12 protein-coding genes are annotated in these 15,229 nt (G+C 41.5%); 10 read left to right on the top strand and 2 right to left on the bottom strand.

Annotated elements, in window-relative coordinates; all coding sequences use genetic code 11:
* The first annotated feature begins 165 nt into the window (after positions 1-165).
* On the top strand, positions 166-1,890 hold the full coding sequence (locus tag SJY38_RS20235) for an ATP-binding protein (RefSeq protein WP_377110681.1): 1,725 nt from the start codon (positions 166-168) through the stop codon (positions 1,888-1,890).
* Between the two features lie 155 nt (positions 1,891-2,045).
* Positions 2,046-3,464, top strand: a complete 1,419-nt coding sequence (locus tag SJY38_RS20230; RefSeq protein ID WP_055253983.1) for a coniferyl aldehyde dehydrogenase — start codon at positions 2,046-2,048, stop codon at positions 3,462-3,464.
* Between the two features lie 71 nt (positions 3,465-3,535).
* Here the strand turns inward: SJY38_RS20230 and SJY38_RS20225 are convergent, their stop codons facing one another.
* Positions 3,536-4,261, bottom strand: a complete 726-nt coding sequence (locus tag SJY38_RS20225) for a tetratricopeptide repeat protein (RefSeq protein WP_024032214.1) — start codon at positions 4,259-4,261, stop codon at positions 3,536-3,538.
* A 597-nt stretch (positions 4,262-4,858) separates the two neighbouring features.
* Between SJY38_RS20225 and SJY38_RS20220 the strand changes: the two genes are divergently transcribed.
* The 7 genes from SJY38_RS20220 to SJY38_RS20190 all read left to right on the top strand — a co-directional run bounded on the left by SJY38_RS20220 (position 4,859) and on the right by SJY38_RS20190 (position 12,990).
* Positions 4,859-5,719 (top strand): DUF6279 family lipoprotein, encoded by an 861-nt coding sequence (locus SJY38_RS20220; protein WP_138579079.1) that lies wholly within the window; start codon positions 4,859-4,861, stop codon positions 5,717-5,719.
* A gap of 417 nt (positions 5,720-6,136) precedes the next feature.
* Positions 6,137-7,156, top strand: a complete 1,020-nt coding sequence (locus SJY38_RS20215; protein WP_138579077.1) for an XdhC family protein — start codon at positions 6,137-6,139, stop codon at positions 7,154-7,156.
* 1 nt (position 7,157) lies between these two features.
* A complete protein-coding gene (locus SJY38_RS20210; protein ID WP_138579075.1) occupies positions 7,158-7,766 on the top strand; it encodes a nucleotidyltransferase family protein in 609 nt (202 codons plus the stop codon).
* 194 nt (positions 7,767-7,960) lie between these two features.
* Entirely contained in the window at positions 7,961-8,449 is a 489-nt protein-coding gene (locus SJY38_RS20205; protein ID WP_029771953.1) for a (2Fe-2S)-binding protein, read from the top strand.
* Between the two features lie 12 nt (positions 8,450-8,461).
* A complete protein-coding gene (locus SJY38_RS20200) occupies positions 8,462-10,753 on the top strand; it encodes a xanthine dehydrogenase family protein molybdopterin-binding subunit (RefSeq protein ID WP_138579073.1) in 2,292 nt (763 codons plus the stop codon).
* Between the two features lie 84 nt (positions 10,754-10,837).
* Positions 10,838-11,809: a GTP 3',8-cyclase MoaA gene (gene moaA / locus SJY38_RS20195; protein ID WP_138579071.1), complete on the top strand. Its 972-nt coding sequence runs from the start codon at positions 10,838-10,840 to the stop codon at positions 11,807-11,809.
* Between the two features lie 143 nt (positions 11,810-11,952).
* Positions 11,953-12,990: a GGDEF domain-containing protein gene (locus tag SJY38_RS20190; RefSeq protein ID WP_171036114.1), complete on the top strand. Its 1,038-nt coding sequence runs from the start codon at positions 11,953-11,955 to the stop codon at positions 12,988-12,990.
* Between the two features lie 8 nt (positions 12,991-12,998).
* Here the strand turns inward: SJY38_RS20190 and SJY38_RS20185 are convergent, their stop codons facing one another.
* Positions 12,999-13,937 (bottom strand): LysR family transcriptional regulator, encoded by a 939-nt coding sequence (locus SJY38_RS20185; protein WP_004588705.1) that lies wholly within the window; start codon positions 13,935-13,937, stop codon positions 12,999-13,001.
* A gap of 120 nt (positions 13,938-14,057) precedes the next feature.
* On the opposite strand from SJY38_RS20185, the gene SJY38_RS20180 reads away from it, so the two are divergent.
* The gene (locus SJY38_RS20180) at positions 14,058-15,224 is read left to right on the top strand and encodes an efflux RND transporter periplasmic adaptor subunit (RefSeq protein ID WP_138579069.1); all 1,167 of its coding nucleotides are present in this window, start codon (positions 14,058-14,060) and stop codon (positions 15,222-15,224) included.
* Positions 15,225-15,229 lie beyond the last annotated feature (5 nt).

Here is a 15,229-nt window from a genome sequence, read left to right as displayed (position 1 = left end):
TACCGCTAATGATGTTTACTGTTGCGAGTCAGTACAGACTTGCAGCAGTTTATAAATAAATTAAGATTTATTGTATTTGTTAACACAAAGTTTCTGTTGTTAGCGCCCATAACCCGTTAAACTAGCGCCCTTAAATTTTATAGCTATTTTGTTGTGAGCTAGGGCATGTTCTCCTTTTCTAAAAAACTTCTTTTATCTTTTGTTGTACTGATAGTGCTATTGTCGGTCGTGTTTTGCTATGGCCGAACTCATTATTATAATCAGGCCGAGCAAAAAGCAGCCCAGCAAGCAACTCAGTTAAAGCATTATATTGATGCTGAGCTTGCGCGTTTTTCAAAAATTCCTCAGCTTCTTACCTATAACAATGAGGTTATTGATTTTTTAGGTGCGGCGCAAAATAACGAAAAAAAGATTAATAACTACTTAGCTGATATACAACAAGCCAGTGGTGCCTCAGATATTTATATTCTTGATGAACAAGGCGCTGTGATTGCAAGCAGTAACTGGCAGGCCGATCATAACTTTTTAGGCAGCGATCTGTCGTTTAGACCGTATTTTAAGCGCGCATTTGCAGGGGAGAAAGTAGCGTATTTTGCCGTAGGTATGCGTACAAAAGAGCGTGGCATCTATTTTTCACAAGCCATTTATAACAATAATCAAGCGGTAGGGGTTGTTGTTTTAAAAGTTAATGTGAACAAATTTGAAAGTGACCGTGAGCTTTTAAATACCGCCAAGGGCAGCCACTTTTACGTGCAGCTAGAAGATAGCGTGATTGCTATTTCAGATATGGAAAATTGGCGCCTGAATACGTTTTCTACGCTTGATATTACTCATCGGCGAGACATCGCTCAGCGTCGAGCGTATTTAGATTATCAACCTAAGCTGATTGCCCATTCAAATTACACATCACAAAGGTTACTGTTTAGCACAATTGATGAGCATAACTATTTATCGGTAGAGCAAAAATTACGTTTTTTGAACGCATCGGTTACCGTATTAGTAAATGTATCTAATGCAAATATTGCCCAATTACCGGCGTTATTTGGCTTTGTGGTAATTTATGCGCTTATTATTGCCCTAGGGTATGTTGTTTTAAGGCGCTTTGTTGGCGTTAAAAAGCTGGTTTATTCCCATCACAGTGTCAGTCAGGAAATTAGTGCACGTACCAATGCTTTTAAAGCACAGCAAGATGCGCTTGTACAATCAACTAAGCTTGCAACAATTGGCCAGCTTAGCATGGGCTTTAACCACGAAATTAATCACCCGCTTAATACCATTAATACTTACTTAGCCAGTGCTAAACGCTTGCTAGCTAAAGGAAAGTTTGAAGCCCTAAACGAAAATTTACAGTTTATTGAATCCTTAGTAGCAAGAGTGCATAAGATAGTTGCACAGCTAAATTATTTTTCTGATTCTGCAAAAGCGATTATTAGCGAAGTGCCATTAAGTGAATCAGTAGCCAAGGCACTTGAGATTAATAAAAACCAGCTAAAGCAGGACAATATAAGTGTTTTACCGCCTAAAATTGACAGCCAATTAAACGTGTTAGCAGATAAAGCGGCCCTTGAAGAAGTGTTAGTTAACTTAATATCGAATGCCAGCCAAGCAATGCAAGGGTGTATTACTCGCGAGCTGAGTATCAGTGCCAATTATCTAAATAATAGTGTGCAACTGTGTATTGAAGATACCGGTCCAGGCATAGAAGTGCACGATATAGAGACTATTTTTGAGCCTTTTTACAGTACTAAATCGGTTGATGGGCTAGGGCTTGGGTTGTGTATTTCTAAGCAAATTATTAGCGCGCTTAATGGCACGCTAAGCTCACAGAACCGCGAGCAAGGCGGCGCTAAATTTATTATTACGCTTCCTTGTGAGCCGCTAACGAGCTAAATAAAAGTAATTTAAGGGCTAAATTATTGAGCGAGTAGTGGTTAATTGTGGCTATTTGTTCCTACAAAAACGGTAATTTTTAGATAGTTAGTGTTATTGCTCGAAAATCAGAACGGCGTTATAGTCGTAGCAAAATGATACACGAGTAGCACCTTTTGGATACTGATAGCACACACACACCGTCACTCAGCGATACGTTTAATGAGCTGCAAAATAGCTTTTTAGCCCAGTCGTACCTCCCGATAGATAAGCGTATCGTATTATTAAAAACGCTGCACAAACGAATTGTTAGCAATGAACAAGCGCTTATCGATGCAGCATCAAAAGACTTTGGCTACAGAACCGCGTTCGATACGTTACTTGGCGATATTCTGCCAACGGTTCAGGGTTTAGCGCACATAATTAAAAAACTGCCAAAATGGGCAAAACCCAGTAAGCGCTCAACTAGCTTGAGTTTGTGGCCATCAAAAGTGAGTGTGACTTACCAGCCACTTGGTGTAGTTGGTGTGATTGCACCATGGAATTACCCCATACAATTGGCATTAGTGCCTGTTATTACCGCCATTGCTGCAGGTAATAGAGTTATGCTTAAGCTCAGCGAATTTACCCCGCATACTAATGCAGTCATCGAAAAAATATTTGCAGACGAGCTACAAGCGCACTGTAAAGTGGTGTTAGGGGCAAGCGATGTAGCGAGTGAGTTTTCTGCACTGCCATTTGCACATCTGCTGTTTACTGGCTCAACGTCAGTGGGCAAGCTGGTTATGAAAGCGGCCAGCGAAAATTTAACTCCTGTTACCTTGGAGCTTGGTGGTAAGTCGCCGGTGATCATTACTGAGCAAGCTAATATTAAAAAAGCAGCGCAAACATTATTGTTTGGTAAAATGGCTAATGCGGGGCAAATTTGTGTAGCCCCAGATTATGTATTTGTGCCTAAGGCCCTTGAGCATCAGCTGGTGCAGCAATTGTGCGAGCTTTATAAAAAGCACTTTAAAGACGGGGTTGAAGGCAAAAACTTAACGTCAATTATTAGCGATGCGCATTACACTCGTTTAGAAGGGTATTTAACACAAGCACAGCAGTTAGGTGCGCAAGTAATTAAGCCGCTAGATCAAAACCAGCAAGACAAACAAAAGCATAGAATGGGTTTGCATATTGTTACCGCGCCTAGCGATGATATGACGCTAATGCAAGATGAGTTATTTGGCCCCATTTTGCCTATTAAAACCTACGAAAAGCTCGATGAGGCAATTAGCTACATAAAAGCGCATAATCACCCTTTAGCGCTATATATTTTAGGCCAAGATAAGCACGCTCAAGATTACATCATGGAGCAAACATTAAGTGGTACAGTTGCTGTAAACGATGCCTTAGTGCAGGTGACAGCAGACGATGTGCCATTTGGTGGCGTTGGGCATTCAGGAATGGGGCATTATCATGGTAAAGAGGGGTTTTTAACCTTTAGTCACGCAAAAAACACCTTGGTGTCTAGCTCGTTTAACCCGCGTACCGCGCTTTTACTCAAACAGAGCAACCTTATTATTAAGCTGCTTAAATTTTTATATATTAAGTAAATTGGTATAAAAAAGGGCAAATGCGAGATGCATTTGCCCTTGTTAAACACTTAGGTTTTGCTAGGCGCAAATTAAAATAAGCGACCTTCACCGGCGTACGTGCCTGCGAGTATTTTTTCGTAGATTTTGTCGGCTTTTTCTTTTGCTTCTTCTATTTCTTTAGGTAGCATTTTACGCTCATCTAGCTTGCGGCTATGGCTTGCTTGCATGTTGCCGTTGTATTCTGCAATGGTGTTCCACACATACGACTTCTCTAAGTCTTTTGGCATGCCTAGGCCTTCAAAATACATGAGCGCAAGATTAAATTGCGCCAGTGAGTAGTTATTAGCAGCGGCTTTTTCGTACCACGTTCTGGCTTGTTTATAATCGCGCGTTACGCCCTCGCCATTTGCATACATAACACCTAAATTAAATTGTGCGGCGGGGAGGTTTTTTTTCGCTGCTTTTTCAAATAACGTAACCGCCATTTGCTTATCAAGCTTTACGCCTTTGCCTTCATCGTATAAAACCGCTAGCGCAAACATTGAGTCAGCGTGATTTTTTTTAACGCCTTCTTTATAAAGCTCTGCCGCTTTAAAGTAGTCGCGTGTAACACCATAGCCGCCCTCGTAAAGCTTACCTAGTTCGTAAATACCAGGGGCAAAGCCTTTATCAGCTAAATATTCAAATTCTTTTAGTGCCGTCGCAAACTCGCCTTCGTTGGCAGCTCTTATACCGTCTTCAAGAGTTGCATGTGCAAATGGGCTTGAAAGCAAAACGCCAGTGAGTATTAATGCTTTTAAATTAAACTGTGACATAGCCATGTCTCCAATAGGTAATAGTTGCAATGTGTATGTATAAAAACCTGTTTTATTGCAACACTTTGTACTTACTATTTAATAGCCACGTATAAAATGGTGCAAGTGCTTGGGGTTAAGTGAAATACTAACGCTTTGGTGATTATATGCTCGTTTAACACTTAGCCAAGCTGTTGTGGTAATTATAGCTTAAATAAGCAATTATATTGCTAATAATGCGCTGTTTATAAGCGTAAGATACAGATATTACAGAAAATTTAAAGCAGTAAAAAAGCGCAAGCCAAAGCCTGCGCTTTTAATGTCATATTAACCGTCACTAATATGAGCAATGTAGCAAGTAGAGATGAACTTTTATGCTATTACTTGGGTCGAGTAAATAATAGCCATTAAGCAGTCACGCGCTTAAAACAAAATGTCAGCATCCATGCTGTATTTCTTCCTTGGGCACTGAGGTCGTTACACTTTATTTATGCGATTAATTATTATTTAGATTTGACGGAGTGTCAACAGTAAATAATAATTATTATCAATTAAAGTAAATTAACATCTTTGCGTATTTATGTGAAAGTTTGAGAGAAAGCGTTAGTTGAGGATTTCATGTTTAAAATAAAAAATATAAAAGTTTCGCGCGTAGCCATTGCGCTCAGTCTGCTATTTTTGTGTAGTTGTTCGGCTTCGTTTACTTATAATAACTTAACGTGGCTTTCATCGTTTTGGGTAGATGACTACATTGACCTAAATAAGCAGCAAAACAAGCAACTCAAAAGTATTATTAACACAACCCAGCAGTGGCACCGCACCACGCAATTACCCGCCTACAAGCAAGATATACTAAATCTAAAAGGGTTATTTAATCAGCAGTTAGACTATCAGCAATTAAAGTCGCAAGTGGTATTGGCCAGAGCTCATTTTCAAAACATTCTTGAACATGCGCATATACCGCTCGCGCAGTTAGGGCTTACGCTTTCTTATGCGCAGCGCGAAGAGCTTATTGCTAATATCCAAACGCAAATTAACGAAGAATACGAAGAGTTTACTGAATTAACAGCGCAGGAGCGCAAAAGCGAACGCCTAGAAAGGCAGCTCGATTACTACAAACAATGGCTAGGAAAGTTAACCCCTGTGCAAACGCAGCTTATTACCCAAGCTAACAATGCTCATTATGACTCTTCATTACTTTGGCATCAGTACAAGCAAACGCGTTTAAATGCAGCGCAGCAAGTACTTTTAAATAAAGCGCTCAGTGAGGCTGAATTTGTAAAACAATTAAGCTATGTAATTACACAGCGAGAAGCGTATATGAGCGAAGAGTTATTAGCCAGTAATGATGCAAACTTAGCGCTCTATGTAAACCTACTTATTGAACTAAATACCACATTGAGTGAGCAGCAACGCGAGAGTGTAAATGATGAGTTTGATGAGCTAATTAATACGCTCACCGATTTAATTGAAGATTAATGCTTATTTAAGCCAAGGCTCGCATTAGCCAAAAAGCTAACGTATTGTTTGCTAATTAAGCATGTGTAACATTTTATAAATTATACGCTTATTAAGGAAGTTAGGGCGTGGCGTACTGCGGTGGATGAATTTACAACAGGGCGTTTGGTTTTTAGTCAGGGCAAAGCCTTTGAAGGCGATTTAATTGCACCTAGAGTGAAAAATTTCAATCCACACAGGTCACCTCGCCCTCGATAAATGCTAAGATAATATTTCATATTTAATAACGTCCTATCTGATCGATTTTAAAATATATCACGTACGCTTCTCACTTATTTGTTGTTTGATTATCCTCGTTATATCTAACAAATGAAGCAAAGCGACACCATGGTGATAATTAAAACGCGCGCATATTAAGGTTTGTAATGGCTGCAGTTTATGGTTACTGATTTAAAAGGAATGCTCAATACGTGGTATCCGCTTCGTGATGAACAACAATGGGTGCTCGCAACCTTGTACCAAATTGAAGGGTCTAGCTATCGAAAATTGGGCGCGATGATGCTTATTTCGAGCCTTGGCCAGCGCTTAGGCATGCTTTCGGGTGGCTGTTTAGAGGCTGATATTCAGCGCCACGCCAAACAGGTTATGACCTCATTACACTCTAAAACTATTACCTACGATGCAACCGATGAAGACGACTTAACATTTCAGCTAGGAATTGGCTGTGGTGGTGTGGTGCATATTATTTTGCAAAGCGTTAATAGTGAAAACGAATACTTACAATTAGATAGCATGTTTAATGCGCTTAAAAATAAGCAATCGGGGCACTACACACAGCAAATTAAACCTTTGGTGGCAAAGGGGTCTGGCGTTTTTAAAACTGTGGCGCAGCAGCACAACTTATCTTTAAACCGCAAAGCAGCGCTTTTAGAGCAAGATAAAGTCCAACGTTTAGAAGTGGCTATTTACCCCAGCGCACATTTATTAATTGTTGGCGGTGGCGCTGATGCGATACCAGTATACGCGTTTGCTAAACAACTCGGGTGGATGGTAAGTGTATGGGATAGCCGAGCTGCAAATGCTAAAAGAGACTACTTTAAGCAGGCCGATAATATTTTGCGTTGCCCAGCTGCGCAGCTTAAACAATTTTGCGAACAGCACAAAGTGGATGCCGCTGTTTTAATGGCCCACAGTGTAGAGCTTGACTCACAGGCGTTAGCCGCACTTGAGCAAAGCCAACTAAAGTACATGGGATTACTGGGGCCTGCACATCGCCGAGCGCAAGTGTTTGAACATGCAAATACAACGGTAAATAAGGTAGTAGCGCCTGTATTTGGTCCTGTTGGGCTTAATTTGGGAGGCGACTCGCCAGAGAGCATAGCTTTATCGCTCATTAGCGAAATTCATGCGGTATTTGCTAATAAAGATGCTACATCGTTAAGTAATTGGGGCAACTAAGGTGCGCATAGCAAAGGTTATTTTAGCCGCTGGGCAATCGTCGCGCTTTAACGGCTGTAAGCTTATAGCCGATGTAGGTAATAAACCAATGATTTGCCGCGCCGTAGATACCTTACAAGGTGATGACACATTACCCATATACGTTATTAGCGGTGCTTGGCATGCGCAAATTGAACACGCGTTACGTGGCTATAAAAATGTTGAAATACTGCATAACCCACACTGGCAAATAGGCTTAGGAAAATCCATTGCGCTGGCAACACACACTATAAGTAAGGCGCACTCATTAGAGGGGATTTTATTTATGCTGGCGGATCAGGTTGAGCTTAGTGCTACACACATAAATACTTTAATTACTCATTTTAACAACAACCCGTCGCGCTGGTGCGCTGATTATGGCGAGCGCCTTGGCGTACCTGCTGTATTTCCTGCCTGTGATTTTAAAACACTCGCAGCGCTAAATTGCGATAAAGGCGCTCAACATTTACTGCGCGATACACAGGTTGACGTTAATACCATTTTACTTAAGCAGGCAAGCACAGATATCGACACTCAACAGCAATTAAAGCAGTTTATTAATAATAACAACAACCTAACTGTAAGCGAATAAACTAAAAAATATAGCCTAAACTTTAGGTTAAACGTTTAAAACGAGATTAGATTTTTAACAGTTATGCCTGCGCGCATTTTAAATGTGCGCTGCAATGCAAAGCGTAATAGTTTCAACGTACGGTGGTATAAAAAGTAACGTGTATGGGTCATGCGTTACTTTAATTTTATTTAGGCTTAATGAAGGGGCAAGCTATGGTGACGTTTACAGTTAATGGCAAAGAGGTTAAATCGCAAGCAAGTGCAGATACACCTTTGCTGTGGGTTATTCGCGATGAAATAGGGTTAAAAGGAACTAAGTTTGGTTGTGGTATTGCTATGTGCGGTGCATGTACAGTGCATTTAGATGGGCAAGCAACGCGCTCGTGTGTATTACCCGTGGGCGCAGTGGCAGGAAAAAACATTACGACCATTGAAGGGCTTAACAACGCGCACCCGCTGCAAAAAGCGTGGGTAGATGAGCAAGTACCTCAGTGCGGTTACTGTCAGTCTGGACAAATTATGCAAGCTGCTACGTTATTAGCTGACAATCCAAATCCAACAGATCAAGAAATAGTAAATCATATGAATGGCAACTACTGCCGCTGTATGGCGTACAAGCGTATTAAATCGGCTATACAACGTGCAGCTGATGAATCGCAAAGTGCAGTACAAATGTTTAACCCCAAAGAGCTAGACGTGTAACTGGAGCCGACAATGAAAAAACTATTTCAAAAAAATACCGAAACCGTAGACTTAAACCGTCGCTCTTTTATGATTAGTACAGCAACTGCTGGCCTGGTTATGGCATTTGCTCCGGCAATATTTTCAGGTGAACTTAGCGCCAAAGAGTCGATTGCACAACAATCGTTTTCACCCACAATTTGGTGGACTATGAACCAGCAAGGTGAAGTAGTCGTTAGTATTGCCAAAGCTGAAATGGGCCAACACGTAGGCACCGCCTTAGCGCGTATTGTGGCAGATGAGCTTGAGTGCGACTGGGATAAAGTATCAATCACGTATGTAGATACGCACGAAAAATGGGGCTACATGGTTACAGGTGGCTCGTGGTCGGTGTTTCAAAGCTTTAAGCCGCTTTCACAAGCTGGCGCTGCGGGGCGTATAGCCCTTATAGATGCAGGGGCTAATATGCTTGGGGTTAAACCTGAGCAGTGCCACGCGAGCAAAGGGCGTATAATTGCAGGCGATAAATCGCTCAGTTATGCCGATATTGTTAAAAATGGTGAGTTTAACCGTACCTTTAGCAGTGAAGAAGTTGCAAAACTGCCGTTAAAGCCTGCCAATAAACGCCACTTAACGGGTTTAAAACAAGACTTTAAAGCGCTTGATATTCCGGCAAAAACAAATGGTACTGCCGTATACGGTATAGATGTAGAGCTTGAAGGCATGGTGTATGCGCGCCCTGTGATCCCACCAACACGCTATGGTAGCGAAGTGACACAGGTGGACGATAGCGCTGCAAAAACAATAAAAGGCTATAAAGGGTTTGAGATTTTAAACGACCCGAGTAATACCGTACAAGGCTGGGTGGTGGTTTTAGCTGACAATTACCCCAGTGCTATTAAAGCGGTAGATGCGCTAAAAGTAACCTATAAAAAAGGGCAAACAGCTAATGTTACAGAGGCCGATATTCAATCCCTAGGCGAAAAATTATGTAACGATAGCAGCGCTGGCACCTTATTTGTTAATGAAGGTGATACCGCTAAAATGCAGGCTGAGGCAACGCAGTCTCTTGAGTCACTGTACACCACAGCAACAGCAAGCCATTATCAATTAGAGCCGCTTAACGCAGTGGCAGAGTTTAAACAAGACAAGTGGATTATCCATACCGGTAATCAGTGGCAGTCTTTAACACTACCTGCATTGGCCAAGGCGTTAGAGGTTGAACAAAATAACGTTATTATTCGCCCTTATTATTTAGGCGGTGGATTTGGGCGTCGTTTATTTGGTGATTGGACTGTGCCTGCAGCATTAACAGCGAAAGCGATTGGCAAACCCGTAAAACTGGTATTTACGCGCGCCGACGATAGCTTATTTGATCAATCACGCTCTGCCTCTACAGCTAAATTAACTGCTTCGTTTAATGAAAATGGCGAGCTTAGTGCAATGGAACATGCTTTTGCAGCAGGCTGGCCAACAAAAGCAATGGCACCTGGCTTTTTATCACCAGGGGTTGATGGCAAAGGTAAGTTTGATGCATTTTCAGCCTCTGGAGCCGATCACTGGTACAGCATAGATAACCACCGTGCCCGCGCAATTAATAACGAATTAGCGCAAAGCACATTTACCCCAGGTTGGCTTCGCTCGGTAGGCCCTGGCTGGATTGCATGGAGCTTAGAGTCTTTTATCGACGAAATAGCGCACAAACAAGGGATTGATCCGGTTGAGTTTCGTTTATCAATGCTCGATGGCAAAGGTAAACAAGCAGGTAAAGCCCCTGAAAGCGTAGGCGGAGCGCTGCGCTTAAATGCGGTACTTAAAAAAGTGTCAGCGAAGGTCGCAAATGTTAAGCTGGGTGAAAATGAAGGCATTGGTTTCTCAGTAAGTTCAGGCCAAGAGCGTAATATGCCAGCGTGGATTGCCACAGCAGCCCATGTGCACGTAAATAAAAGCGATGGCAAAATTACGCTTAAGAAGCTTTACGCCGTGGTAGATGCAGGTTTAATTGTTCACCCTGATGGTGCACTAGCCCAGCTTGAAGGTTCGTTATTGTGGGGCACAAGCCTTGCGTTACATGAATCAAATAATTACCAAAACGGACAAGTAGCAGCCACTAACTTTAACACTTACTTACCACTTAGAATGCAAGATGTGCCCGATATGGACATAGAGTTTGTACAAAGTGATGAGTTTCCAATGGGCTTAGGTGAGCCTGGAGTAATTGGGGTTGCGCCAGCTATTGGAAATGCGGTATTTAATGCAGTTGGTGTGCGGTTACGTAATTTACCCATGAAACCCAATGAGCTTAAAGCAGGTCTTACGGCCTAGTTAAGTGCTAACAAAGCGCGTAAGGCACAGGCTTTACGTGCTTTGAACTTAGCGATGAATTATTAAAATGTTAAAGGCTTTTTTATGCTAGTCGACCCAGCAGGGCGAAAATTTAGTTATCTGCGTTTATCTATTACTGATGTATGTAATTTTAAGTGTGTGTATTGCTTGCCGGATGGTTATCAATGCGATCACGACCGAGACTTCCTTTCACTTAACGAAATTAGCAACACCGTAAACGCCTTTGCTCATCATGGCATATCAAAGTTACGCATTACTGGCGGTGAGCCAACCCTCAGAAAAGATTTTATAGATGTAATTCGTGCGGCAAAAGACACCCAAGGTATTACCAAAATAGCCGCCACTACAAATGGTTACTCGATGCATAAACATGTTAAAGATTGGGTACACGCTGGGCTCAATGCAATAAATGTTAGCATCGACAGCCTAGACCCACGTATGTTTAATACCATTACCGGCAATGATAAGTTTGCCACGGTTATGAAAGGAATAGACACGGCCCTAGAGAGCGGCTTAGATTCAGTAAAAATAAACAGCGTACTAATGAAACAGTACAATGGCCGTGCCCTTGAACCTTTTTTAGCGTATTTAAAGCACAGGCCCGTAACGATGCGTTTTATTGAGCTAATGCAAACAAACGACAATAAAGCATTTTTTGATGCTAACCATATATCAGGTCAATCCATAAAAGAGCAGTTGCTTCGCGCTGGTTGGCAGCCCATTATACGCGATGTAACGGCGGGGCCTGCGCAAGAGTTTTTCCATCCTGATTATTTAGGCAAAATAGGGTTAATAATGCCTTACAGTAGTGACTTTTGTGCTACCTGCAACAGGCTAAGAATTTCATCACTGGGGAAACTGCATTTATGTTTGTTTTCTGAGCAGGGTATATCACTTAGAGAATACATGAGTGATAACACTAATCAGGCATTAATTGATCAGTTAGCGCGTTATATAAAAACAAAAAAACCAACGCACTTATTGCACCAAGGTAACACCGGGGTCACTACAAACTTATCTATGTTAGGTGGGTAAAGGCGTAAATGTAGTGTAATTCGCTACTGAGTTTACTGTTTTCGCTACACAGTTTGATAAAATGACTGTTTTTACCTGTTTAGCTACTTGTTATATTTAATTTTAGCGTTACACTGAATTTTTTATTATTTTAAGTTTTTTGAATGGATATAGCAGCACTTAGTAGTACTAAATCATTAAGAAGAAACGTTCTGAAATGGATGTGCTTGTGTTTTGGTTTTGTCTCATTGTTTTTTGCTGCGTTTAATATTTTTTTAAATAACTTTGCGTTATTAGGCTATTTAGAAATAGCGCTCACTGTATTTTGTGCCTACACCTACCACCGCTTAAACACACACGCACTCGAAGTATGGCAATCTGTTGTTATGTGCATATTTGTCACCTTTGTTATTGTATTAGGTAATTATTTAGCAAAGCCAATAAATGGTTTGTATGTGTGGTCGTTTGCGTTACCTGTGTTGTATTACCTACTGTTAGGTAAGCGCTATGGCATTGTATTATCGGCTTTGTTGTTTGTACTCCAGGGAGCCATATTATTAACCAAAGCATCGCAACTTCCTCTAACAACGCTTAACTTCAGTGTAAATCTTGCCTTTGTTTATATCAGCATTTGGGCCATTTCTCATGTATTTGAAGGCAGCCGTGCTTTATCGTCTAAACGGCTGAAAAATCTGGCCTTGTTAGACCCACTTACTGGGGCTGCAAACCGTTTATCAATGAACCATTACTTTGCAGTAGAGCTTAAAGATAAGTCGCAACTTTATTTGTTTTTACTCGACCTAGATTTTTTTAAACAAGTTAACGACACCCATGGCCACGCAGTAGGGGATAAAGTGCTGATTGAAGTCGCCACTTTATTACGGGTTGTATTGGCAAAAGGGTATGTATTTAGAGTGGGCGGGGAAGAGTTTGCTTTACTTCACTCTTTTGCGTCACAAAGTGATGCATTGGCAATGGCCGAAACCATAAGAGAAAAACTCAACAATACGGCATTTGAGATTGATGGGCTAAAAATAAATGTAACTGCCAGTATCGGCGTTGTTAAGTATCGCCAAGGCGACACGCTTGAAAAGTTTGTAATTAAAGCAGATAAACAACTCTATAAAGCAAAAGAATATGGCCGCAATAAAGTTTACTTTCAAGCAAATGCCAACCTGATTGAAAAGCCTCAATTAGCCTAAGTACGAGGCTAGTACATTTGCTCAAAATTTGGGATGTTGTTTTCCCAAATTGGTTTGTCTTTACCTAGGTATTCTCTCACTGCATCAAAAAATAAACGTGTTCTTACCGGTAAGTCTCTGTGTGGGTACACCGCATACATATGGCTAAACTCTTTTAACTTAACATCCGTTAAAATGGGCACCAATTGACCTTGTGTAATTTCTTTATCGATAATAAATGCTGGCGCAACAAAGTAGGTAGTCCCTGAAATAGCTTTCATTAGCAGTACTTCAGCGTCGTTTGCTCTGTACACACTTTTTATTTTTAGCTCGCACGGCTCACCTTTACTATCGTAGTAATCTATGGTTTCTACGCGCATAGCGTTACTTGCATAACTTGCAGCGGGTAACTGCACCAGCTCTTCTATGGTTTGTGGCATACCATAGGTTTTTATAAATTCAGGGGCGGCTACAATAAGCAGCCTGTTACGGGCAATTTTACGGGCAATTAATGAGGAGTCTTTAGGCTCACCAATTCTAAATGCTAAATCAAACCCTTCAGATACAATATCAACTAGCCTATCGTCTAAACGTAGCTCTACTTCTACTTGTGGAAAACGTTTTTGAAAGTCGTTAAGCACAGGTTGTAAATAACGCCGACCAATTAATGTTGACGAGGTAACCTTTAACACACCGCGTGGCTCTAAGTGGTAGTTTTCGGCCATACGTACGGTTTCACCAAGTAGCTCTCTTAGCTCTGACGCCTTTTTAATCATTTCTGCGCCCGCCGCCGTTAACGAAAACGAACGGGTGGTGCGGTTTAATAACCTAACGCCTAGCTCGTCCTCTAACCGGCTGATTTGTTTAGATATAACAGAGCGGTCTATGTTTCTTATTTCTGCAGCTTTGGCAAAAGAGCCTTGTTCTACCACTTCAAGCAGCATTAAAAGCCGGCTTGTTGTATCCATTATGATCACCTAATAAATGCTATTGATGCCATTTTGGCATTAATGAATTTATAAATCTATGGTTTTTGTCCGCAAGTATAGTCCGTAACATGCCAGGTAAATAAATAAAGGAGCGTCTTCATGAATAAACATTTAATTGCTGCTGCATTAGCTGCGGCAACTCTATCCTTAGCGGGCTGTGCCGATGAGAGCGCACCAAATGCGCAGCAACAACAATTACAACCTATCGATGTAGCACAAGTTTTAATTAAACCAGTACAAAGCTGGCACACCTACACCACGCGTTTAGAATCGCCGCAAGAAGTTGCGTTAATGCCGCGTGTATCTGGGGTGATTGATAGCATTGAATTTAAAGAAGGTGATGTTGTTAAGCAAGGCGATGTGTTGTTTCAACTTGACGAGCGCCCTTTTGCAGCAGTTGTAGCAAGCCTAGAAGCGCAAATACACAGCGCAGAAGCTGCACTTGAACAAGCTAAAAGTGAAGACAAACGAGCAGTGCGCTTATTAGAACGTAAAGCTATTTCAACAGAACAAGCACAGGCGCGTACCTCAACGCTTCGCCAGCGCGAAGCACAACTGGCAGCGCTGCAAGCACAGCTTACCTCTGCAAAGCTCGATTTAGAATTTACATCAGTAGTTTCGCCGATTGATGGTGTTATCTCACGCGCAAATATTACCAAAGGTAATAACGTATTAGCGGGTCAAAGTGTATTAACGTCAATTGTTTCTAATAAAGCGATGTATGCCTACTTTGATGTTGATGAGCGTACTTGGAATAGCGCCTTTAACGATGTAACCGCACAAAGCCGCCAAACAGTTGTTATGCAAAAAGTAGGGCAAAAAGAGTTTGCTTACCAAGGCTATATTAATTTTATTGATAACCAAATTAATTCAGCAACGGGTACTTTACGTGTACGTGCGGTATTTGAACAAGATAACAATCAATTACGTGCAGGTTCTTTTGCTCGCGTTAAATTGGCAGCAAACGAAGTGAGCGAAAAAGTAATTATTCCTGAGCGTGCTATTGGCACCGATTTAAAAAATCGCTTTGTGTTAACCGTTGGCGAAAACAACGTGCTTGAATACAAATTAATAGAAGTAGGCGAGCGCTATGGTGCGTTACGCGCTGTTACTGCTGGCCTAAACGAAGGCGATATTATTGCGGTAAATGGCCCTGCACGTGTAGGCCCAGGTATGCCTATTTCGCCTAATACAGTCACAATTGATACCGATGGGGTTGCCTTTACACTGTCAAACGACAACGCCCAGTTAATGGCTAAGCAATAAGGTTT

The organism is Pseudoalteromonas sp. R86517 (assembly GCF_042466295.1).
GTDB classification, from domain to species: Bacteria; Pseudomonadota; Gammaproteobacteria; order Enterobacterales; family Alteromonadaceae; genus Pseudoalteromonas; species Pseudoalteromonas atlantica.
Note: the sequence above shows the minus strand (reverse complement) of the source record. Positions and strands in the feature narration are given on the sequence as shown.